This window comes from Staphylococcus sp. GDY8P196P (assembly GCF_017891705.1).
GTDB lineage: Bacteria > Bacillota > Bacilli > Staphylococcales > Staphylococcaceae > Staphylococcus > Staphylococcus ureilyticus.
Genome location: NZ_JAESJS010000009.1, coordinates 73827 through 96664, shown reverse-complemented (window position 1 = coordinate 96664; position 22838 = coordinate 73827). Strand labels below are relative to the sequence as shown.

General features: G+C 31.8%; 24 protein-coding genes. 1 reads left to right on the top strand and 23 read right to left on the bottom strand.

Annotated elements, in window-relative coordinates; translation table 11 throughout:
- Positions 1-2: 2 nt before the first annotated feature.
- From KA814_RS04935 to ccpN, 15 genes are all read right to left on the bottom strand, one after another.
- Positions 3-545, bottom strand: coding sequence for a 5-formyltetrahydrofolate cyclo-ligase (locus KA814_RS04935; RefSeq protein WP_210122682.1), 543 nt, complete (start codon positions 543-545; stop codon positions 3-5).
- Between the two features lie 133 nt (positions 546-678).
- A complete protein-coding gene (gene rpmG / locus KA814_RS04930; protein WP_019469354.1) occupies positions 679-828 on the bottom strand; it encodes a 50S ribosomal protein L33 in 150 nt (49 codons plus the stop codon).
- 129 nt (positions 829-957) lie between these two features.
- Entirely contained in the window at positions 958-3009 is a 2052-nt protein-coding gene (locus KA814_RS04925) for a peptidoglycan D,D-transpeptidase FtsI family protein (protein ID WP_064208904.1), read from the bottom strand.
- Between the two features lie 120 nt (positions 3010-3129).
- A complete protein-coding gene (locus KA814_RS04920) occupies positions 3130-3729 on the bottom strand; it encodes a superoxide dismutase (RefSeq protein WP_046208161.1) in 600 nt (199 codons plus the stop codon).
- A 278-nt stretch (positions 3730-4007) separates the two neighbouring features.
- Positions 4008-4421 (bottom strand): Fur family transcriptional regulator, encoded by a 414-nt coding sequence (locus tag KA814_RS04915; RefSeq protein WP_064208903.1) that lies wholly within the window; start codon positions 4419-4421, stop codon positions 4008-4010.
- A complete protein-coding gene (locus tag KA814_RS04910; protein WP_046208159.1) occupies positions 4408-5271 on the bottom strand; it encodes a metal ABC transporter permease in 864 nt (287 codons plus the stop codon). The genes KA814_RS04915 and KA814_RS04910 overlap by 14 nt, the downstream gene beginning before the upstream one ends.
- Entirely contained in the window at positions 5268-6041 is a 774-nt protein-coding gene (locus KA814_RS04905) for a metal ABC transporter ATP-binding protein (protein WP_064208902.1), read from the bottom strand. Before KA814_RS04905 ends, KA814_RS04910 begins: the two co-directional genes overlap by 4 nt.
- A 175-nt stretch (positions 6042-6216) precedes the next feature.
- On the bottom strand, positions 6217-7107 hold the full coding sequence (locus KA814_RS04900) for a deoxyribonuclease IV (protein ID WP_064208901.1): 891 nt from the start codon (positions 7105-7107) through the stop codon (positions 6217-6219).
- A 16-nt stretch (positions 7108-7123) separates the two neighbouring features.
- Positions 7124-8458, bottom strand: a complete 1335-nt coding sequence (locus KA814_RS04895) for a DEAD/DEAH box helicase (protein ID WP_107521876.1) — start codon at positions 8456-8458, stop codon at positions 7124-7126.
- A 204-nt stretch (positions 8459-8662) separates the two neighbouring features.
- On the bottom strand, positions 8663-9766 hold the full coding sequence (locus KA814_RS04890; protein WP_064208899.1) for a Nif3-like dinuclear metal center hexameric protein: 1104 nt from the start codon (positions 9764-9766) through the stop codon (positions 8663-8665).
- Positions 9767-10447, bottom strand: coding sequence for a tRNA (adenine(22)-N(1))-methyltransferase (locus tag KA814_RS04885; protein ID WP_064208898.1), 681 nt, complete (start codon positions 10445-10447; stop codon positions 9767-9769).
- A gap of 66 nt (positions 10448-10513) precedes the next feature.
- Positions 10514-11620 (bottom strand): RNA polymerase sigma factor RpoD, encoded by a 1107-nt coding sequence (rpoD, locus tag KA814_RS04880; protein ID WP_046208153.1) that lies wholly within the window; start codon positions 11618-11620, stop codon positions 10514-10516.
- A 138-nt stretch (positions 11621-11758) separates the two neighbouring features.
- On the bottom strand, positions 11759-13543 hold the full coding sequence (gene dnaG / locus KA814_RS04875) for a DNA primase (protein ID WP_064208897.1): 1785 nt from the start codon (positions 13541-13543) through the stop codon (positions 11759-11761).
- Positions 13544-13589: 46 nt separating this feature from the next.
- Positions 13590-14411, bottom strand: coding sequence for a pyruvate, water dikinase regulatory protein (locus KA814_RS04870; protein WP_046208151.1), 822 nt, complete (start codon positions 14409-14411; stop codon positions 13590-13592).
- A gap of 14 nt (positions 14412-14425) precedes the next feature.
- Positions 14426-15049, bottom strand: coding sequence for a transcriptional regulator CcpN (gene ccpN / locus KA814_RS04865; protein ID WP_075100076.1), 624 nt, complete (start codon positions 15047-15049; stop codon positions 14426-14428).
- A 341-nt stretch (positions 15050-15390) separates the two neighbouring features.
- Between ccpN and KA814_RS04860 the strand changes: the two genes are divergently transcribed.
- Positions 15391-16782 (top strand): glycine--tRNA ligase, encoded by a 1392-nt coding sequence (locus tag KA814_RS04860; protein ID WP_040030033.1) that lies wholly within the window; start codon positions 15391-15393, stop codon positions 16780-16782.
- A gap of 123 nt (positions 16783-16905) precedes the next feature.
- Here the strand turns inward: KA814_RS04860 and recO are convergent, their stop codons facing one another.
- From recO to floA, 8 genes are all read right to left on the bottom strand, one after another.
- Positions 16906-17664 (bottom strand): DNA repair protein RecO, encoded by a 759-nt coding sequence (gene recO / locus KA814_RS04855; protein WP_046208150.1) that lies wholly within the window; start codon positions 17662-17664, stop codon positions 16906-16908.
- A gap of 21 nt (positions 17665-17685) precedes the next feature.
- The gene (gene era / locus KA814_RS04850) at positions 17686-18585 is read right to left on the bottom strand and encodes a GTPase Era (protein ID WP_046208149.1); all 900 of its coding nucleotides are present in this window, start codon (positions 18583-18585) and stop codon (positions 17686-17688) included.
- Positions 18585-18989: a cytidine deaminase gene (gene cdd, locus KA814_RS04845; protein ID WP_046208148.1), complete on the bottom strand. Its 405-nt coding sequence runs from the start codon at positions 18987-18989 to the stop codon at positions 18585-18587. The genes era and cdd overlap by 1 nt, the downstream gene beginning before the upstream one ends.
- Before the next feature lie 91 nt (positions 18990-19080).
- Positions 19081-19419 carry a diacylglycerol kinase family protein gene (locus KA814_RS04840; RefSeq protein WP_064208896.1) on the bottom strand — a complete coding sequence of 113 codons (339 nt, stop codon included), beginning with the start codon at positions 19417-19419 and terminating at the stop codon, positions 19081-19083.
- A gap of 8 nt (positions 19420-19427) precedes the next feature.
- Positions 19428-19889, bottom strand: coding sequence for an rRNA maturation RNase YbeY (gene ybeY / locus KA814_RS04835; protein ID WP_064208895.1), 462 nt, complete (start codon positions 19887-19889; stop codon positions 19428-19430).
- Positions 19890-20837, bottom strand: a complete 948-nt coding sequence (locus KA814_RS04830) for a PhoH family protein (protein ID WP_046208145.1) — start codon at positions 20835-20837, stop codon at positions 19890-19892.
- Between the two features lie 335 nt (positions 20838-21172).
- Positions 21173-21829: a hypothetical protein gene (locus KA814_RS04825; RefSeq protein ID WP_064208894.1), complete on the bottom strand. Its 657-nt coding sequence runs from the start codon at positions 21827-21829 to the stop codon at positions 21173-21175.
- 17 nt (positions 21830-21846) lie between these two features.
- Positions 21847-22833: a flotillin-like protein FloA gene (gene floA / locus KA814_RS04820; RefSeq protein WP_026034799.1), complete on the bottom strand. Its 987-nt coding sequence runs from the start codon at positions 22831-22833 to the stop codon at positions 21847-21849.
- Positions 22834-22838 lie beyond the last annotated feature (5 nt).

Below are 22838 nucleotides of genomic sequence, written 5' to 3'. Positions count from 1 at the left end.
CATTAATTTGTAGTCGCTATAATTAGTTTTTGCACTGGTTGATCATGTGCTTCTATTTCAAAATCATTTATTTGAAAGTCATAAATTAAACTTATTGTTGGCTGCTGATGTTGTGATAAAAATTTATCAAAATAGCCGCCACCATAGCCGATTCTATAACCTTTATTATTAAATACTACACCAGGCACGATCAATAGGTCTAAATCATTTGTTATTTCTGTGTCACTTGTAACATAATTAATTCCTTTATCATCAGGTGCAATATTTGATAAATTATCTAACTCCTTAAATGACATTGTTTTATTTTTATAATTAGTTTCTGGTACAAATACTTTTTTATCATCATTTAATATTTTCGAAATGATGGGATATGTATCTACTTCATGTTGCATTGAGAGGACAACTCCAATACGATATGCCGATTTATATTCAGGTGTATTCATTAATTGTTGTGTTAAGTATTGATCAGCAGATAATTTTTGATCTTGATCCGAAAATTGTTTAATTTTATTTATGGTTTCTTTTCTTAACTTATGTTTACTCATATATGACACCTTCCCATTTTATATCCTCTTTTATTATAACGATAATAATATATTATGTCATCAAACTGTCATTTCAATATTTTTAATAAAAAAATAACCAGATTCTAAAATTAGAATCTGGTTAAAAATTTAATTATTTTGTTTCACGGTGCAATGTATGTTTGTTATCACGAGCACAGTGTTTTTTCATTTCGATACGTTCAGGATTAGTACGTTTATTTTTTGTTGTGATGTAGTTTCTTTCCCCACATTCTGTGCAAGCTAGTGTTACGTTTACGCGCATGCTAATTCCTCCTTACCTTTTCAAAATACGACTTATTTATCATACCATTTAGTTATAAAATTGAAAAGTATTATTTTTCATATATACCATACCCATAGGTTTTTAACTTAAAAATGAGTTATATGAATTTTATTTTTTATCTTTTTCCTTAAAATAATAGTTAATGATATCTCTACCTAAGTCACCACCATTAAGCCAAGGTTCTGGTACAGGTTGATTTGTATATACAATTGAAAATGCTAATTTCGGATTATCACTTGGTGCATAACCTACGTAAGTTGAATTTACTTTTGGTTTGCCGTCCTGGAATACTTCTGCTGTACCAGTTTTACCAGCTGAAGGCACAACAGTATCATTGAAACTTTGATAACCTGTACCTTCTTTTTCATTATATGCCATTTTGAAACCTTCTTGCACTTGCTTAACTTGATCTGATGTATTGTTAACTTTATTTAATACGTCGCCTTTTACTTTTTGTTTCACGGGTCCTAATGAATCTTTATTTGTTGCTTTTCTGATTTCTAAACCAATATGTGGTTGAATTCTATAACCACTGTTCGCAATCGTGGAAGCATATTGTGATAACTGTAACGGTGAATAAGTGTCATATTGTCCAATTGCCAAATCTAAATAATTACCTGGATTATCTGTTAGCGGTTCTATTTGTCCGCCAGTCTCATTTGGTAAATCGATACCTGTTTTAACACCTAAACCAACTTGATTTAGTCCTTTTCGTAATTTTTGACCTGCTTCTGAGATATCAGTAGGTAGTGACATGTTTGGAGCGTATGGTGAACCTGCAATTTTTAATGCTGTTTTAAACATATATACGTTTGATGAATGCATTAAAGCTTCTTTATCATCTATAGTTACTTTACCGTCTTGGTTAAAGTATGAACGTTTAGAAAGACCACCAGAAAATTTCAATGGTTCATCAACCATTTTTTCGCCCACATTAATTGCATTGTTTTGATAACCAGCAAGTAATGTTCCGCCTTTAACAGACGATCCAACAGCGTATTGTGATGTGAAAGTTCCGATATCATAATCGGTTAAATCACCATTTTTATCAATTTGTTTACCAGCCATTGCTAAAATATCGCCATTATTCGGATTTTGAACAACCACTAAAGCATTGTCCATATCTTTAGCACCTTCACTACGTAATTTGCTTATTTGTTTTTCTAAATATTCTTCAGTTTTCTTTTGCAAATCAATATCAATACTTAAAACAAGATCATCTCCGCGTGACCCCTTATGAATCACTTGTGAGTCAATAACTTCTCCTGATTTATCTGTTGTATATTTCATTTCTTTCTTTTTACCTTTGAGAATATCATCATACTGATATTCCAAATAAGATTTTCCTACACGATCATTTCTTGAATAACCTTTTGACAAATATTGTTCTGTTAATTCTTTTGGAATACCTTCTTGTGTCGTAGAGACATCACCAAAAATACCACGTAATGTATCATCATATGGATACTTTCGATCCCAGTCCATTGTTGTATTAACCCCTGGTAAATCAGAAAGTTTTTGTGACACTGCAGCATATTCTTCATCAGTAACATCTTCATTTTTAATCATTTGAGGATCTAATGCAGAACCTGACATCATCTCTCTAAATATCGCTAATACTTGTAAATCTTTGTCTGAAAATGAATCAAATTGTTGCTTTCCAATTTTTTTATGTAACGTTTCATCATATTGTTCTTGTGAAATACTCCCATCATCTAACAACGCTTGTTCTTTTTTCATTAATTTGTCAGCTTGATTAGGGTGTTTTAAAATCCAAAAATCTTGTTTATCTCGATCTGTGATTTTATCGGTATCCATTTTTATAAGTTTCGATAAATCAGTAGCTATTTTTAAAACCTCTGATTGAGAAGTTTTTCTTCCCCGAGAAAAAGTGATAGCTTTTTTTGATGCATTATCTACTAGAACTTTACCATTTCTATCGAGAATTCTTCCTCTCGGAACAGCTTCATTAACAGTTAAATTCTCACTATTTTTAATTAATTGTTTATAATGAGAGCCTTGTGCAATTTGCAAATAACCTAATCGTAAGACAATTATTGCAAAAATAAATACAATTAGACCAAACACAAAGCTTATTCTTTTATTCATCGTATTTCTTATTTTCTCATCGTTTGATTTTTCCTTTAATCTTTTTAGCAAAACAACATACCTCTATTCAAAAGTGATCACTTTAAATGATATATGAAATTGATACAGATTTCTATAATTTTAAATAAAAAAATGACGACCTGTGTAAGGCCGTCAAAAATAGAAGCTTAATTATTTAGCAGCGTTATATAATTCATCAACTTTTTCCCAATTTACAACGTTCCAGAAAGCACTAATATATTCTGGACGTTTGTTTTGGTATTTAAGATAATAAGCATGTTCCCAAACGTCTAAGCCTAAGATAGGTGTTTTACCTTCAGTTAATGGGTTATCTTGGTTTGGAGTTGTAACAATTTCTAAATTGCCATTATTAACAACTAGCCAAGCCCAACCTGAACCAAAACGAGCTGCAGCTTTATCTGCAAATTCTTCTTTAAATGCATCTAAAGAACCCCATTGTTCTTTAATTTTATCAACTACAGTTCCTTTTTCTTCAGAGTTTGGAGTTAATAATTCCCAGAATAATGAATGGTTTAAGTGTCCACCACCATTATTTCTAACAGCTGTTTGAATATTTTCTGGTACACTGTCTAAATTTGCAACAATTTCTTCAATTGATTTAGATTCTAAATCAGTACCTTCAATTGCTGCATTTAATTTAGTAACATAAGTGTTATGATGTTTGTCATGGTGGATTTCCATTGTTTGTTGATCAATATGTGGTTCTAATGCGTCAGAACCATAAGGTAAATTTGGTAATTCAAAAGCCATAAATAATCATCCTCCTAATTAATCTGTAAATAAAGCATAACAACTAAAAATGATTACAACAATGAATATGCTTACAAACTTATTCAAAAGTCATAAAATTATATTTGTTATCTTTAGTTCCTTTACTATTATATCTCAAAATAGTGGATTTTAAACATAAAGGACAAAGTATTTTAAAAATTCAATAAAATTCAGACTAATGACCTATATTTAGAAGGGAACTTTTTAGTAATAAGCGTCGATATGTGCTATTTTACATTAGATACACGCTAAAAATTTTAAGTATGCTGACAAGCTTCACATATGCCATATACTTCTAATTTGTGTGTGTGAATATCGACTTTTGGTAAAAAAGCCTTTATCTGTTCAATTGGACAGAAATCAATAATTTTTGTATCACCACATGATTCACAAATAAAGTGATGATGGTGGTGATCTGTACATGCTATTCTAAACTTCATTTCACCGTCGAGTTCGGTACCCTCAACGATGCCTAAATCTTTAAATAAATGTAAATTTCGATATATTGTATCAAATGAGATACCTGGATAATCTTTGTCTAACTTTTGCTGTATATGTTTTGCGTTAATGTATTTATCTTCTTCTATAAAAACATTTATCATATCTCTTCTTTTATTTGTATACTTGTGTCCTTCTGCTTTTAGAATATTAATTGCTTCATCTGTTTTCATTATTAATAGCCCCTTTCACAGTTTTAAATTTAAACTTTTGATATGACATCATCATTGCTAATAAAAGTACAAGTAATACGACAATTACGCCTCCAGGGGAAATATTCATATAAAATGCTAATACTAGCCCTGCTATAACTGAAAATTCACCAATTAACACGCTTAATATAATAAGTTGTTTGAATCCTTTTGTCATACGCATTGCTATAGCTATCGGTAATGTAATTAATGCACTTACCAATAAAATACCTACGACTCTCATAGAAGCAGATATGACCATCGCGACGATAATAATAAATAAAAATTGTATCCATTTCGGAATACCTATCACTTTACTATATTCTTCATCGAATGAAAGAATGAATAATTCCTTATAAAATAACAATATAAATGCTAATACAATAATAACGATTGCGATAATAGTTGATAAATCACTGATAGTTACAGCACTGATTGATCCAAATAATAATCCAACAATTTCTTGATTAAAACCATCTGCAAGTGAAATAAAAATGGCACTTAATGCTATGCCTGCACTCATTATAATAGGGATCGCAATTTCTTGATAATTACTATACGATGTTCTAAGTTTTTCAATCAATAACGCACCAATGACTGCGAACAATATCCCAAACCACATTGGATTAATAAAAGTTAGTGCGGGTGCAATAGTCACGAAAAACATCCCGAATGAGATACCACCAAGTGTAACGTGACTTAAAGCATCTGCAATTAATGATAGCCTTCGTACAACAATAAATGCACCAATTAATGGGGCAATAAAACCAATCAAAATACCACTTAATAGAGAGTATCTCATAAAATCAAAATTTAATAATGCCTCAATCATGATGAACAACACTCCCTATTATGTTGGTGATCTACAAATTGTATAGGATGACCGTATATTTTAGATATTTCTACCTCATCTAACGATTTAAAATCCTCTGTCGTGCCATGAAAATGCAGATGCTTGTTTAAACATGCTACTTCTGTAGCAGTATCAGCCACGACACCTATATCATGCGTAACCAAAATGATAGTTACGCCTTCATTTTTTAAAGTTTCTAGTGTTTCATAGAATTCACTAACGTGTTTTGCATCTATACCGTTAGTTGGTTCATCTAATATAAGGACTGAAGGGTTACTGATCAACGCTCGTGCAATTAATACACGTTGTTGTTGCCCACCAGATAATTCGGCAATATTTTTATTAATTAAATGGCCTATATTCAATCGATTTAATACGGCTTCCACTTTATTTTCATCCTTTTTATTAAACCACTGAAATAACTTTTTACGTTTCGTCAGCCCACTCATCACGACTTCTTTAACACTTGCAGGAAAACCTGCTTTAAAAGCTTGAGCTTTTTGTGAAACATAACTAATCTTGTATAAAGATTGTTTTCCATTATATACATTACCATCTACAAGTATTTCACCTTTTTGCAACGGTAACAATCCTAAAATAATTTTTAGCAAAGTTGATTTACCGGCACCATTAGGTCCAACTATAGCCAAAAATTGTCCTTTATTAATTTTAATATTAATATTTTCTAATACTTTTTTGTTTTCAAAATAATAATCGATGTTTTTTAATTCGAACACTGGAGTAGTCATCTTTTCACCTCGTTCTATACTATACAACTTGCAAACAATTATGTAAATAGTAATGTTTACGAATTAACAAAAAAGGATGATCTAGAAACTCATTTTGAATTGAGTTCACTATGTCATCCTTTAAATACATTTATCTATTTTTTCACATTTTTGATTATAATTCATTTTTTTAGTATTATTGCATTAAAATTTTATCCTTTAAACTTGGATCAAATTGTTGTTCTTTAAGCATTTCAATTTCAAATTTATAAGGTGGTTTTTTATTCTTTTTATCTTCACCAACATAGGGTGTTTCAAGTATTTTGGGAATGTTTTTAAACGTATCATGATGAACGATATAATTTAAGGCATCAAATCCGATATAACCAAAACCTATATTTTCGTGTCTATCTTTATGAGCACCAATATCATTTTTACTATCATTTACATGAACAACTTGTATTCTATCTATGCCTATAATCTTATCAAATTCATTCAACACACCATCAAAATCTTCTTTTACATTATAGCCTGCATCATGAGTATGACATGTATCGAAACACACAGATAAACGTTCATTATGATTGACACCATCTATAATTCGAGCGATTTCTTCAAAATTCCTCCCAATTTCTGAACCTTTGCCAGCCATTGTTTCAAGTGCAATGCGTACATTATTGTCATTCGTCAGCACTTCATTTAGACCTTCTATGATTTTATTAATACCAACGTCCGCACCTTCTCCCACATGTGAGCCAGGGTGCAATACTATGTCTTTAGCACCAATGGCTTGCGTTCTTTCAATTTCACTTTGTAGAAATTCTACGCCTAGATTAAACACATGTGGTTTGACAGTGTTTGCAATATTTATTATATAAGGTGCATGTACTACAATATTTGAAAGACCGTACGTTTGCATTAATTCTTGTCCTTGATCAATATTTAGCTCTTCTATTGGCTTTCTTCTTGTATTTTGTGGTGCACCTGTATAAATCATAAAAGTAGATTCACCGAATTTATGTGCTTCTTCAGCTGAACCTGCCAACATTTTTTTACCATTCATAGATACATGAGATCCTAATAACATAGTAGTCACCAATCCTTTATTTATTTTTTCTGGCTTGACGATTTTGTTTCTTACTGTATTTTTTACGCTCTTGACGTTTTAAATGTTCAAGATCACGTTGGAATTTTTTCTTATAGCCAGGTTTTACTTTTTTCTTATTTCTCTTCACTTTATTTTTTAATTCATTTGTTAAATGATCATCTTTATTCTTACGTGATTGACGTGTATTGTGTGCTTTAATTGGCGATAACTCATTATTTTTTATATCAACATTTTCAAATTGATAACCTCGTTGTTCTATTAACGCTATGTTTTCTTCTTCTTCAGGGCTATATAAGGTAATCGCCACGCCCTTGTATTGCCCTCTACCTGTACGGCCAACACGATGCGTGAAGAAATCGATATCATTTGGTACATCAAAGTTAATCACATGGCTTACGCCTTCAATATCTATTCCACGCGATGCTAAGTCACTTGCAATAACATATTGAAATTCTAAGTTACGAATACGCTTCATTTGTTGTTTACGCTCTCTTGGCGTTAAACCACCATGTATCATACCTAATTTTAAACCGGCAGTATTTAACTGGTCTGCAAGTTCGTTTGCATTATCACGACTATTACAAAATATAATACATAGATATGGATTTAAAATATCAATGAGTTTTATTGTTTTTTCTATCTTTGCTTCACCCTTTGTCGGAATTAAATAGAATTCAATATTTTTTTTATTTTTTTGAACATTTTCAATTTCGACGTATTCAGGATTTTCTAAATATTTATTTAAAAATGGATGTAATGATTTAGGAATAGTAGCGCTAAACACAGCTATATGGGAGTATTCATCTAAACGTGTAGCAATGTGGTCTACCTCTTCTATTAATCCTAAATCAATCATTAAATCAGCTTCGTCCACAACTAAATAAGAAGCCAAATGCACATGCAAATCTCCATGTTTAGCTAAATCGTTTATCCGAGTTGGTGTTCCTATAATAAGTTGCGGTTGATTCTTAGCGCGTTGTCTATCTTTTTCTATATCTGTGCCACCAATAAAAAGTTTAACAGATAAATCACCTTTGTAATCAGCTAAATGACTAGCGACATCAAATAGCTGTTGCGCTAATTCCCTTGTTGGAGCAACGATGATTGCCTGTGGTTCTTTAATATCGACATTTATTAAATGTATCAGTGGTAATAAAAAGGCATGGGATTTTCCAGTGCCTGTCTGAGATTGTCCAATTAAGTTTACTTGTTTTAATATTTTTGGAATAACTCTATTTTGTACTTCTGTAGGTTGATTAAAGTTCAAATTTCGTACCGCGTCAATTAAACTTGGGTCTAAATTAAACTTATCGAATGGGTGATTTGCCATGATTTGGCCTCCTTAAATCTTCATCTTTTCTATTATAAAGCATTCGCAAACGATTTTGAACTAATTATTTTATACTAAATTGGCAGTTATCAAATATAATTTAAATGTAAGTGTAGCTGGAACATAAGGATGCACAGCCTAGAAAAAGATTACTAGTCATTGACTAAAATAAATTTTATTTCTTGATAGCAACATGCATGGCAATTATAAATAATTAAATGGATCTGTGTTGAGGTTAGATGACTTAATTTCAAAAGTAATATCATCTGGGTTAAACCAATCTATTAATAAATTACACAAACCATCTTTCATTACATATTCACTATAATGATTAATATCTAATAAGTTAATACCAGCAGTTTTTGCATCTAATGCATCATGATGTTTAATATCACCAGTGATAAAGATATCTGCACCTTGTTGAGCGGCTTGAGTCTCAAATCCAATACCGGAACCACCAATAATCGCAACCTTCTTAATAATTTGATCTAAATTACCAACATATCTTACACTTGGCATTGCCAAATTCGCTTTGACATGCTTCACAAATGTAGATATATCCATCTCGGATTCTAAATCACCAATCATACCTAAACCATAATTCGCTTCTTTTTCCATTTTTATAAAATCAAAAACTGGTGTTTCGTATGGATGATTATTTTTAATTAATTGTTCTGCTAATTCTTTTTGATATGCTTCAATCATAAATTCTAATTTAAATTCTTTTACTTCTTCAATTTTATCTATTGAGCCAATATGTGGGTTGGCACTACCAGTAGGCTTGAATTGTCCATTCCCTGAACTTTCAAAGAAACAATATTTATAATTTCCTTCTTCAGCTAAACCTGCATCACTCAATGCATCTTTAAATGTTTTAAGATTCTCTTCAGGTATAAACACTTGTACCTTATAGTATTTTAAAGTTTCTGGATTTAAAATATGTTGGTTCTTCAATTGAAGCTTTTCTGCTAACATTGCATTAACACCTTTTGGATAAACATCCAAATTTGTATGTAAAGCAATTAAATTAATTTCATTTTTAATTAATTTTCGTAAGATAGCACCATAGCCTTCTTGTTGAATGATATTATTAACACCTTTAAATATGAGTGGATGATGACAAATAATTGTATTGAAACCTTGGTTTATTGCTTCATCAACAATTTCATTGGTACAATCTAGCGCAGTTAAAACACCTGAAATTTCAGCAGATTCGTCTCCGATTAACAAGCCGACATTATCCCATGACTCTGCAGTTTCAAATGGTACATGCTGATTTATTACTTGGAGTAACGTTTTAATTTTCATTTACAACACCTCATTAATTAAATTGATTTCGTTGTTAATTTCATTTAGCCGTTCACGATGTTTTTCAGTGTTCAATTGATCTTTGATTTTTTGCAATGCCTGTCGTTCTCTTTCCCATTTTTTAAAAAATAATTCATGTTTCTTTTTTAATAAAATCGGTCCAAACTTTATTTCTGATTTAGTAAGTGTTTGTGTTTGTTGTTCAAAATAATCTGCCACTATTATTTCATATATATGCCCTTTTTCTTCTAAAATAACTTCTTCAATAATCTTGTAATGCATGGAATCTAACAAATTTCTAATCGCACTAGATTGTATATTACTTTGTAAAATAAGCCTCGGATGGGCAGTTAATTTTTCTTTACCTTCTTGAAGGATTTTAGCTATTAACGGTCCACCCATACCACATATAGTGATGGAATTAACTTGATCATTTGACTGTAATATCGACAATCCATCACCTAGTCTAACATCGACATGATTACTTAACTCATGTTCCACAACATTTTTTTTCGAAGCTTCAAACGGTCCTTGGATAACTTCTCCAGCAATTGCATTTTTGACTAAATTGTTTTCAATCGCATAAATCGGAAGGTATGCATGGTCTGAACCAATATCCGCTAAACAATCACCTATTATATATGTACTTACTTTTTTTAATCTTTGATTTAATATAACCATAAAAGCGCTCCTCTATGTAAATGTAAAAAGCTCTTTTGTACGACTAGGTACAAAAGAGCTGAAAAATTAGTCCATAAAGTCTTTAAGACGTTTACTTCTACTCGGATGTCTTAATTTTCTCAATGCTTTAGCTTCAATTTGACGAATACGTTCTCTCGTAACGCCGAAGACTTTGCCTACTTCTTCTAGTGTACGTGTTCTTCCATCATCAAGTCCAAAACGTAAGCGCAGTACATTTTCTTCTCTATCTGTTAATGTATCTAAGACATCTTCCAGTTGTTCTTTTAATAATTCATAAGCTGCATGATCAGATGGACTTTGGGCTTCTTGGTCTTCAATAAAATCACCTAAGTGACTGTCATCTTCTTCACCAATTGGTGTTTCTAATGAAACTGGCTCTTGAGCTATTTTTAATATTTCTCTTACTTTTTCTGGTGGTAAATCCATTTCCTCACCAATTTCTTCTGGTGCTGGATCACGACCTAAATCTTGTAATAATTGTCTTTGTACACGGATTAATTTATTAATTGTTTCTACCATATGCACTGGAATACGTATTGTACGAGCTTGGTCTGCAATAGCACGTGTTATTGCTTGACGTATCCACCATGTCGCATATGTTGAAAATTTAAATCCTTTATTAAAATCGAACTTTTCAACTGCTTTTATTAAGCCCATATTACCTTCTTGAATTAAATCTAAGAAAAGCATGCCACGACCAACATATCTTTTGGCTATACTGACTACTAAACGCAAGTTTGCTTCAGCTAATCTTGACTTAGCAACTTCGTCACCTTGTTCAATTCTTTTCGCCAATTCTATTTCTTCTTGCGCATTTAATAAATCGACACGTCCGATTTCTTTAAGATACATACGAACAGGGTCATTAATTTTAACACCTGGAGGAGCACTTAAATCATTAGGATTTAATTTTGCATCTTTGTCAGAACTATCTTTTTCGTTTACCAAACTGATATCGTTATCTGTTAATTGATCAAATAGTTCGTCCATTTGATCAGAATCCATCTCGAAGTTTTGCAATTTCTCTGCAATTTCTTCATGGCTAAGATGCCCTTCTTTTTTACCTTTTTCAATTAAGTGTTTTTTTACATCTTCTAAAGTTAGAGATGGGTCTATTGTTTGCTTTTTAAGTGTAACTTTATTTCCAGACATGAAAAGGCCTCCCGAATATAATATCAACTTGAAACCATGATATCATTTGATAGATAATCTTAATACTATCTACCCATAAATCATACGGTTTATTCAAGTTGTTAAACCCAATAATCTACAGATATATTCATTTTTAATTTAATTCATTCTATTTTTATTGAAGTTTACAATTTTTTCTAGGTAATATTTCTGCAACTCTAAATCACCTAATCTAGAAGCCTCCCGTAACTTTTGATTAAGCGATTCAATCGTTTCTTCATTTCTATTTGTTAAAAGTGTGTCTAAATAATCATCGATTTCATGTTCATATGGTTCTTCATTTATCAAATAGTTATCCAGTGATATAAATGCTTCTTTAATGTCATTTGTATCGATATATTGTAAAACATCACTAATATTAAACGTATCATTCTCAGAATAAAACTCATGTAAAACATTAAATATACGCTTAAAATACTGATTTGTAAAGTCTTCTGTTTGAAGTAATTTATGATAATTTAAAAAAATATCCTTATCATTCATAAAATGTTTTAATAAAGCACGTTCTGCTTTTTCTTGCTTATTTAAATGAGTGAATTGTGGCACACTAGGCATTTGATATGACTGTGGTTGATAATAATCTTCACGTAGTCCTACTTCATTATTTAAACTATCCATGCTTACTTTAAACAATTCTGACACGTCTTGCAATATCTTTTTGCGTAAAATCGATGACTTCATTAATGAAATATCATTTGTGATTTCTTTTAAATACCTTTCATATGCTAAATCATTATTTTCTATTTCTTCTTGATGCATATGGACTTTATAAAGAATAAATGCTTTTTTTTCATGTTCCACAAAATAATTAAACGCTTCTGCACCGTGTTTTCCAATATACTCATCCGGGTCCATGTTTTTTGGTAGTTGAACTACAAAAACATTAAATCCTTGTTGCAATAATATTTGCCCAGATTTTAAAGTGGCCTCACTACCCGCAAAATCACCATCAAACATTAATGTCACATTTGAAGTGAGTTTTTTCATAAATGCGATATGTTCTTGTGAAATCTGAGTTCCCATACTTGCCACAACTTGATGCAAACCTGCGTAATCAGCTTTTATCACATCCATAAAACCTTCAAGTAGTATAATTTCATCATTTTTACGAATTGCTTTTCTAGCTTGATCAACGTTGTATAACAATCTTCTTTTTTGAAATATCGGTGTTTCAGGACTATTGAGATATTTAGGCTCTTGATTTGTATATGTTCTTCCTGAATAACCAACTGTTCGACCTTGTGCATTTGATAATGGAAACATAATTCGATCCCTGAAACGATCATAATAGCTGAAATTCTCTTCATTCCTAGACAATAAACCCGCTTCATATGCTAATTGAATATCATAACCTTTTTTCTGTAAAAAGTCATGGCAAAAATGTGCATTTTTAGGTGAATAACCTATTTTCCGACGATCTATGAGTTCATCTGTAAACCCACGTTCTTTTAAATAGTTTAACGCTGCTTCTCCTTCAACGGTTTTTTTTAATGCATAATGATAGTAATCTTGCATTAATTCATGCATCTCAATCATTTGCAAATCTTCAGAAGCAATTTGATGATTAGTATGCTGTTCTGACGTTGCTTGAGGTGTTTCCACTTCAATATTTACACGTTCACCTAATAACTTTACAGCTTCAGTAAAAGAAACGTCTTTAATTTCTTGAGTGAATTGAAAGACGTTTCCTCCTTTTTTACAACCAAAGCAATGGCAAATTTGTTTATCTTCAGAAACAGTAAATGACGGTGTTTTTTCATCATGAAAAGGACACAACCCAATATAATTGCGCCCTCTTTTTTCTAATTTAACGTATTCACTTACTAAATCGAGAATATCTGTTTTCTCTTTTATTTCATTAATGGTTGCTTGTTCAATTCGCAAAATTATCACCTATTAGACAGTAGTTATAATATTATAATAGAAATTCTTATTTTAAGAAACTGTTTTGCTCAATAATACTAATGATGTCATTTGCAGTTTCTTCAATCGCTTTATCAGTTACGTCTATAACAGGACATCCAATTTTTTCAACTAATTCATTGAAATAATTTAATTCTTCTTCAATACGTTGCTCCGTAGCATATCTTGCACTATCACCTAAGCCTAATTGCTTTAATCTTTCTTTTCTGATGCGATTTAATTTATCCTCACTTATCTTTAAGGCAATGCATTTTGAAGTATCAACATTAAATAAATTATCTGGGGGTGTGACTTCTGGCACAATAGGAATATTCATCACCTTATAACTTTTATGTGCAAGATACTGTGAAAGAGGCGTTTTTGAAGTTCTAGATATGCCCAATAGAACGATATCAGCTTTATCTAAACCTTTTGGATCTTTACCGTCATCGTATTTTACTGCAAATTCTATAGCGTCAATTTTTTTAAAATATGCTTCATCTAATTGGTGCACGAGTCCGGGTTCAAAATATGGTTGCTCATCTATTTTATCTAATAATATATTCATCAATGGGCCCATAATATCTACAGATTTAATTTGAAATTCTTTAATTTTTGCTTCCATATACTTTCTTATTTCTGGTTTAACTAATGTATAAACAACTATCGCTTCAGTATCTTTAGCAACTGAGATTACCTCATCTACGTTTTCTAAAGCTTCTATATACGGATACCTACTAATTTCACTTTCACATTGATTTGGGTTAAATTGTGAAATACATGCTCTTGCTACAAGTTCAGCAGTTTCACCTACTGAGTCAGAAGCAACAATAATTTTAATATTTTCCATTTAATACATACCACCTATTCATTTAGTAAAGAGACAAAAATTTTAGTAATTGTTGTTTTAGAAATACGGCCCTTCACTTCATATTTTCCATTTTCTTTTTTATTCACAATTGGTAAAGAATCAATTTCCTTTTCAATCATTAGGTTTGCAGCAAATATGACACGTTCGTCTTCCAATACAAAGCTTAAATTAGGCATACGAGTCATTATAATATTAACAGGCATAGTATGTATATCCTTACCTATCATCGAAGCACGTAATAAATCCTTCCGAGAACAAACGCCTATAAAATCTCCTTCATTATTTATAACAAATAACGTACTAACATCCTCTAGAAATATAGTACAAATCGCATCGTAAACTGACATTTCACTTTTCACTACTACAGGGTGTGACGCATAATCTTTAACAATATATTGTTTTAATTGATCAGCAATTAATTTATTTTTGGGTTTTCCAGAATAGTAGTAGCCTACGCGTGGGCGTGCTTCTAAAATACCAGACATTGTAAGTATTGCTAAATCTGGTCTCAAGGTCGCTCTTGTAAGACTAAGATGTTCTGCTATATGTTCACCAGTAATAGGTCCATTATTTTTGACAATATCAACAATTTGTTGTTGTCTTTTATTCAGTTCTATAAGACTTCACCCCTTTACTCATTACATTTAATTATACATTGAATTATAAATTGCTACAAATACATATATTTACTTGCTAATAATCAACCAATACATTAAAATTATATTTAAAGCGAGTTAAGGGTGGTGAAAGCTTAACATAACAATTGGCTAAAAATTTAAAAAGAAGTTTCAAAGGCGAGTGTACTCACTAAATTGGGTGGAACCGCGGGTTAATAATATTTTATTAAAAACACATAATTATATGTGATTAAAAATAATTAACTCGTCCCAAGGCAATGATTAAGTTTTTTTCTTTTTCTTTGTCTTGGGGCGTTTTTATGTTAAAAGGAGTGTTTTTTTTGGCAAAAGATATGGAAACAATTGTTCAGTTAGCAAAACACAGAGGATTTGTATTCCCTGGCAGTGATATTTATGGTGGTTTATCAAATACATGGGACTATGGCCCATTAGGTGTAGAATTAAAAAATAATATTAAAAAAGCATGGTGGCAAAAATTTATCACGCAATCTCCATATAATGTAGGGATTGATGCAGCTATTTTAATGAATCCAAAAACTTGGGAAGCATCTGGTCATTTAGGAAACTTTAACGATCCAATGATAGACAATAAAGATAGTAAAATTCGTTATCGTGCAGATAAAATAATAGAAGACTACATGGCGAATGAAAAAGGAGACGAAAATTTCGTAGCCGATGGTTTAAGTTTCGATGAAATGAAACGTATTATTGATGAAGAAGGTATTGTTTGTCCTGTAAGTGGAACTGCTAATTGGACAGATATTCGTCAATTTAACTTAATGTTCAAAACATTCCAAGGTGTGACGGAAGATTCTACAAATGAAATTTTCCTACGTCCTGAAACTGCGCAAGGTATTTTTGTCAATTACAAAAATGTTCAACGTACAATGCGTAAAAAATTGCCATTCGGGATTGGTCAAATCGGTAAATCATTCCGTAATGAAATTACACCTGGTAACTTCATCTTTAGAACACGTGAATTTGAACAGATGGAATTAGAATTTTTCTGTAAACCTGGTGAAGAAATAGAATGGCAAAATTATTGGAAAACTTTTGCTAGCCAATGGTTAAAAGATTTAAATTTAAGTGAATCGGCAACACGTTTACGTGACCATGATGCAGATGAATTATCCCACTACTCAAATGCAACAACTGATATAGAATATCGTTTCCCATTCGGTTGGGGAGAATTATGGGGTATTGCAAGTAGAACAGATTATGATTTAAAACAACACAGCGAACATTCTGGTGAAGATTTCCAATATCATGATCAAGAAACTGGTGAAAAATACCTTCCATATTGTATTGAACCATCACTTGGTGCAGACCGTGTTACATTAGCATTCCTTTGTGATGCGTATGCTGAAGAAGGTGTTGAAGGTAGTAAGGATTCAAGAACTGTATTACACTTCCACCCTGCATTAGCACCTTATAAAGCTGCTGTTTTACCATTAAGTAAAAAATTATCTGGTGATGCAATTAAAATATTTGAACAATTAAGTGCTAACTTTGCAATTGATTTTGATGAATCACAATCAATTGGTAAACGTTACCGCCGTCAAGATGAAATCGGTACACCATACTGTATAACATTTGACTTTGATTCACTAGAAGATCAACAAGTAACTGTACGTGACAGAGATACGATGGAACAAGTACGTATGCCGATTGCTGAATTAGAAAGTTTCTTAACTGAAAAAGTGAAATTTTAATTTTACTTTTTCAGTTATACTTTGAAAATAATAGTACAAAATGAAAACGTCAATTTCTATATAATTTATAGAAATTGACGTTTTTTACTTATAAAATTTTATTTCTCATTAATTTTTACTATATTAATTTGAATGATCTAATCTTTGTAATTGATTAATAAGCTTTTGACTTTTGAAATACATACCTGCATATTCACTATATAACATTATCATTAATTGCGACATTTCATTAATAATATCTTGATGTATACTCAAGGCGTTCATTTTACTTATAGGTAAATTTTGTAGCACATCTAATAAGTAAAGTGTTTTATTGGATAGTAGTAAAGCATTTGGATCTTGAGATTTTGCATGATTTGAAATTGCACCATCAAATTTAAAACTATAGCCAATGAGTTTAGCTTGGTCATCATCACCAGTGACTACACAATGATTGAAAATTGCGCTAAACCCAAACTTTGACATTGATTTAATTAATACAATTACCGACATCAACTGTGCGGATACACCACTTTTAATTTTATCTAATACAAAATGTAATAATTCGTAGCTAAACTGTGACAGTTCATCATTATCAATAGATCGATCTATCGTTTCAGTACATAAACTAGCATAACTACTCTCATAAATATCTAATCGAAGATGATAATTTTGATCGATGACATCTACTGAACTTAAAGTTCCCATGCCTTTCCATTTAGAATAAATAAACAAGCCATAAACAAATAATTGCGTATTAGCTTGCAAACCACTCTTGCTCTTTTTGGCACGGCGAACCATAAGTGGAATTTTTGCACCGTATTCATTTAAAATTGTAATAATTTTATCGGATTCGCCATAATCAACCGTTTTAATAATGATACCTTTTTGTTTGATTAACATTTTAGCTCACCGACTCTCAACTTAATCTTGATCTTCTAAATAGCCCATTTGACGAATAAAGTTTACTTTATTTCGCCAATCTTTTTGAACTTTTACCCATAGTTCTAAGTACACTTTAGACCCCAACAAGCCTTCAATATCTTGACGTGCTCTTTTCCCTACTTCTTTAAGTTTTTTACCACCTTTACCAATCACTATTCCTTTTTGTGAATCACGTTCTACAAAAATCGTTGCTTCAATCCTCACACGTTCTTCATCTTCTTTAATCATACGATCAACATTGACGCCTATCGCATGTGGAATTTCTTCATTCGTTAGGTGTAATATTTTTTCACGAATGAGTTCGCTCACTACAAACTGTTCTGGGTGATCAGAAATTTGATTATCCGGATAGTATTTTGGCCCTTCAGGTAAATATGATTTAATAACATTGATAAAATGCTCAACATTTAATCCTTCTAAAGCAGATATAGGGACAATTTCGGTGAAATTCATATATTTTTTATATTTTTCTATTCTTGGCATGAGCTCATCCGGATGGACGAGGTCAATCTTATTTAACACTAAAAACACTGGTGTCTTGACTGATTTCAACATTTCCATTATGTATTCATCGCCTCGACCAATATCTTCATTAACATTAACCATAAACATAATGGCATCAATTTCAGATAGTGTGTTTGTTGCAACACGCATCATATAGTCGCCTAATTTATGTTTAGGTTTGTGTATACCCGGTGTATCTAAAAAAATAATTTGTGCATCTTCTTGAGTCATGACACCTTGAATTTTATTTCTTGTCGTTTGTGCTTTATCAGACATAATAGCAATTTTATGTCCGATGACGCGATTAACAAAGGTAGATTTACCTACATTAGGTCTACCAATTATTGTTACAAATCCTGATTTATGTGCTGTCATTATTTTAAATCCTTTCCAGAAAATCCTAGAGGTAATAAATCACTAACTGTAGATTGAATCATGTCACCTTTGTGATTAGTCATATATACAGGCATTTCGTCATCACAAAGTTCTTTTAAAACCTGTCTACAAGAACCACATGGCGAAGAAGGTGTTTCTGCATCAACGGTTACAGTGATTGATTCAAAATCGCCAGGTCGATATCCATCAGCAATAGCTGCAACCAGACTTGATCTTTCTGCACATATACCTAATGGATAAGCGGCATTTTCTACATTTGCGCCGTGATAAGTTTTACCATCTTTCGTAATTAAGTACGCACCTACTTTAAAATTACTGTATGGCGCATAAGCTTTGCTTTGTGCTGTTCTTACTTCCTTGAAATAATCGGGTTGGTAAGCCATAATTTAACACTCCTATTCAATTTTTAATTATTATAGTATTTTTCCAAACTAAATGTTGCTTAATATATAGATAGATTAAAAATCGTATTTTCTATTTTATAAAATATGGTAAAAAAACAATAAGTCCTATTACCAACGCAATTATCGAAGCAAGCATAACACTAGCAGCTGCAGTGTCTTTAGCTTTCTTTGCAAGTTCATGATATTCATCTGTAATCAAATCCACTACATATTCTAGTGCTGTATTCATGGCTTCAAAAGTTAACACAAATCCTATAGCGATGATGATTAAAAAACATTCAACTATATTTATTTTAAAATAAAAACTCAGTAAAATTGCAAAACATGCAAAAATAATGTGGATTAAAAACTTTTTATCTTTGTTAAAGAGGACCAGTAAACCTTGAAAAGCGTACTTAAAACGTTTCATAACTATCTCTAATCTCTTGGCAATCCATAAGCATTTAAAATTTCATCTTGTCGACCAAACATTAGCTTTTCATCAGCTTCATTTATATGATCATAACCCAATAAATGTAAAAAGCCATGAAGCGCGAGAAAACCAAGTTCTCTTTCAAAAGAGTGCCCATATGCATCTGCTTGTGATTGAGCAACTTCAGTGCATATGATAATATCTCCGAGTACTCTTGGTATATCTAACCCACTGATTTCAGGTTCATCTTCCTCTAATGCAAAGGATATTACATCTGTCGCCTTATCTTTATCTCGATACATTTTATTAATTTGTTGAATTTCCACTTTATCTACAAATGTCACAGATAATTCGGCATCATTTTCTATGCCTTCTTGTTCTTTTGCAAAAGAAAGAAGGTCGTCTATTTGCTTAAACCATTTTTTATCGACTAATTCAGTATGATCATTAAAATCTATTGTGAACATTTATTCTTCTCCCTCATAGCGATCAATTATTTTACTTACAAGTGGATGACGCACAACATCGTTTTGGTCTAAATGATGGATACTTAGACCTTTTACATTGTGTAACTTTGCTATTGCTTCTTTAAGACCACTTTTAACACCTTTAGGTAAATCAATCTGTGTCTTATCACCGGTAACAACCATTTTCGATCCAAAACCTAACCTTGTTAAGAACATTTTCATTTGAGCATGTGTAGTGTTTTGTGCTTCATCTAAAATAACAAATGCATCATCAAGCGTTCTCCCTCGCATATATGCTAACGGTGCTATTTCTATAACACCACGCTCGATAAATCTAGCAGTTTGTTCTCTTCCTAAAACGGTATTTAAACCATCATATAATGGACGTAAATAAGGATCAACTTTCTCCTTCAAATCACCAGGTAAGAATCCTAATGATTCCCCAGCTTCTACTGCAGGTCTAGTCAAGACGATACGTTTAACATTACCCTTTCGTAATTGCTTGGCAGCATAAACAACAGCTAAAAATGTTTTCCCAGTACCTGCTGGTCCAACACCAAATACCAAGTCATTATGATACATAGCATTGACGTAAAGTCTTTGCCCCATAGTTTTAGCCCTTATTGTTTTACCAAACGCATCTTTAGTAATTTCGTCCTCATATAAATCTAATAAGTAATGAATCGTACCATTTTTTGCCATTTTAACAGCAGCTTCTACATCTTTGAGCGATATTGTAACGCCTTGCTGTATGACTTTCAATAAATTAATTAGTACTGATTCTGCTTGTTCTACATGCTCAACTTTTTCACCTTTAACGGCTATTTCTTGTCCTCGAGCATGTATTATGACATCAAATCCCTCTTCTATTGATTTTAGATTTTCATCATTGTTACCAATGAGTGCTTGTGCTTCATTGATGTCATCTATTTGAATAATTCCAGGCATATAGTTGCTCCTTTACAAATATATTCGTTTCTATTATTTTATCCTATTAGATTTTAAGTTACAAAAAATAATTATGATGCATGATATGAAATAAGCATTATTATAAAAATAATAATTTGAATAAATCATACTGCAACTTCAATATTATTATATCATGAAATAATCTCATATTATTTCAAAGTGAATTAAAAATTGACATTAATTGTTATTTTTATGTAAAGCAAAGCATTGTGATAGACTGCGTGAAATTTATCAAGCATTAAATACTTTGAAATTAAAAATAACTCAACTCACAAAGTCAAGATTCTAACTTTATAAGTTGAGTTTAAATAAATTTATAATTGTTTTGGTCGTTCTAAAACTTCAGACCAAATAATGCCATTAACAACTTCATCATCTGCAAATCTATATTGAGCATTTGTGCCAGAGCTTTGAACAGAATGCGCATTCATTAACTGTTTTAAACGATAACGCTTAGTTCTCTCTGATAAATATTTATCAGAAATAATATCTCGTGCTTTTTTCTCAGTTCTTTGTATTTTTTTCTCAGTTTCACGATCAATCTCATTACGCACGTCTTCTATTTGACCCATTAAATCAGCTTCAAGCTCTTTTTGAAGTTTATCATCTTGTTGCTTTTGCTCACGTTTTACTTTTTCAGCTTCTGTTTCATTATGTTTAGGAGCTGATGATGATTCTTGTTGAGGTGTCTCAGTTTCCATCTTTTCAGCTCGTGTCTCAGCAGGTTTATTCTGCTTTGGTGTATGTTCTTCTTGAGAAAAAGGACCATCATTAAATTGTTTTTCTAACTCAGAAAATGTTTTACCGATTTCTTCAAGGAAACCACGTTTTTGTGGTGGTGCTTCAGATTGATTTGGCTGTTTGTTAGATGGCGGTTGTTGTTTTTTTCGTTTTTTATGACTATCATCGTTAATAGCTCCAATTATTGTAAAAATGACAGATACTACAAAGATAATAATACCTATATTCATTTAATCACCCCTATTTATTATTCCGGTGATTCATCATCTTCTTTTTTTGTACGTTGGTTAATAGAATTTCTCATACCAGTATCTGCTTCAACATTTTTCAGATTATAATAATCTTTCACACCAAGATTTCCTGAACGCAATGCTTCGGCCATAGCTAGTGGAACTTCTGCTTCCGCTTCAACAACTTTAGAGCGCATTTCTTGTACTTTTGCTTTCATTTCTTGTTCTTGTGCTACTGCCATTGCACGACGTTCTTCGGCTTTTGCTTGTGCGATATTTTTATCAGCAAGCGCTTGCTCAGTTTGTAAGTCTGCACCGATGTTTTTGCTAATGTCTACGTCTGCAATATCAATCGATAGGATTTCGAAAGCTGTGCCTGAATCTAAACCTTTACTTAAAACTGTTTTAGAAATATTATCAGGGTTTTCAAGCACTTGTGTGTGATGTTCACTAGAACCAATTGTAGATACAATACCTTCACCAACACGTGCAATAATTGTTTCTTCTCCAGCACCACCGACCAATCTTGCAATATTTGCGCGTACTGTAATTCTTGCTTTTGCTTTAACTTCGATACCATTCATAGCTACACCAGCGATAAATGGTGTCTCAATTACTTTAGGGTTTACAGACATTTGAACAGCTTCTAACACATCACGGCCAGCTAAGTCTATAGCTGCACCACGCTCAAATGGTAAATTAATATCTGCTCTTTGTGCAGCGATATTTGCATCAACAACACGATCAACATTACCACCTGCTAAATAATGTGATTCAAGTTGATTTGTTGTCAAGTTTAATCCTGCTTTATGCGCTTTAATTAAAGGTGATATTACTTTACGTGGAGAAACTCTACGTAATCTCATTCCTACTAGGGTACCAATGCCTACTTTTACACCCGCTGCGATTGCTGAAATCCACAATCCAACAGGTACAAATGAAAATAATAACAATAATGCAATTACGACTATAACTGCTATAATTAAAATTCCAATCATACTCATTCTCC

Coding starts and splice junctions, on each gene's coding strand:
- KA814_RS04830 (WP_046208145.1), bottom strand. CDS start 20,837: ATGCCTGGAATTATTCAAATAGATGACATCAATGAAGCACAAGCACTC.
- era (WP_046208149.1), bottom strand. CDS start 18,585: ATGACAGCACATAAATCAGGATTTGTAACAATAATTGGTAGACCTAAT.
- recO (WP_046208150.1), bottom strand. CDS start 17,664: ATGTTAATCAAACAAAAAGGTATCATTATTAAAACGGTTGATTATGGC.
- rpoD (WP_046208153.1), bottom strand. CDS start 11,620: ATGTCTGGAAATAAAGTTACACTTAAAAAGCAAACAATAGACCCATCT.
- KA814_RS04920 (WP_046208161.1), bottom strand. CDS start 3,729: ATGGCTTTTGAATTACCAAATTTACCTTATGGTTCTGACGCATTAGAA.
- KA814_RS04900 (WP_064208901.1), bottom strand. CDS start 7,107: ATGTTATTAGGATCTCATGTATCTATGAATGGTAAAAAAATGTTGGCA.
- cdd (WP_046208148.1), bottom strand. CDS start 18,989: ATGGCTTACCAACCCGATTATTTCAAGGAAGTAAGAACAGCACAAAGC.
- KA814_RS04825 (WP_064208894.1), bottom strand. CDS start 21,829: ATGAATATAGGTATTATTATCTTTGTAGTATCTGTCATTTTTACAATA.
- KA814_RS04905 (WP_064208902.1), bottom strand. CDS start 6,041: ATGACTACTCCAGTGTTCGAATTAAAAAACATCGATTATTATTTTGAA.
- KA814_RS04870 (WP_046208151.1), bottom strand. CDS start 14,411: ATGGAAAATATTAAAATTATTGTTGCTTCTGACTCAGTAGGTGAAACT.
- KA814_RS04915 (WP_064208903.1), bottom strand. CDS start 4,421: ATGAAAACAGATGAAGCAATTAATATTCTAAAAGCAGAAGGACACAAG.
- KA814_RS04885 (WP_064208898.1), bottom strand. CDS start 10,447: ATGGTTATATTAAATCAAAGATTAAAAAAAGTAAGTACATATATAATA.
- KA814_RS04910 (WP_046208159.1), bottom strand. CDS start 5,271: ATGATTGAGGCATTATTAAATTTTGATTTTATGAGATACTCTCTATTA.
- rpmG (WP_019469354.1), bottom strand. CDS start 828: ATGCGCGTAAACGTAACACTAGCTTGCACAGAATGTGGGGAAAGAAAC.
- KA814_RS04890 (WP_064208899.1), bottom strand. CDS start 9,766: ATGAAAATTAAAACGTTACTCCAAGTAATAAATCAGCATGTACCATTT.
- KA814_RS04935 (WP_210122682.1), bottom strand. CDS start 545: ATGAGTAAACATAAGTTAAGAAAAGAAACCATAAATAAAATTAAACAA.
- ybeY (WP_064208895.1), bottom strand. CDS start 19,889: ATGTTCACAATAGATTTTAATGATCATACTGAATTAGTCGATAAAAAA.
- KA814_RS04840 (WP_064208896.1), bottom strand. CDS start 19,419: ATGAAACGTTTTAAGTACGCTTTTCAAGGTTTACTGGTCCTCTTTAAC.
- KA814_RS04895 (WP_107521876.1), bottom strand. CDS start 8,458: ATGGCAAATCACCCATTCGATAAGTTTAATTTAGACCCAAGTTTAATT.
- floA (WP_026034799.1), bottom strand. CDS start 22,833: ATGAGTATGATTGGAATTTTAATTATAGCAGTTATAGTCGTAATTGCA.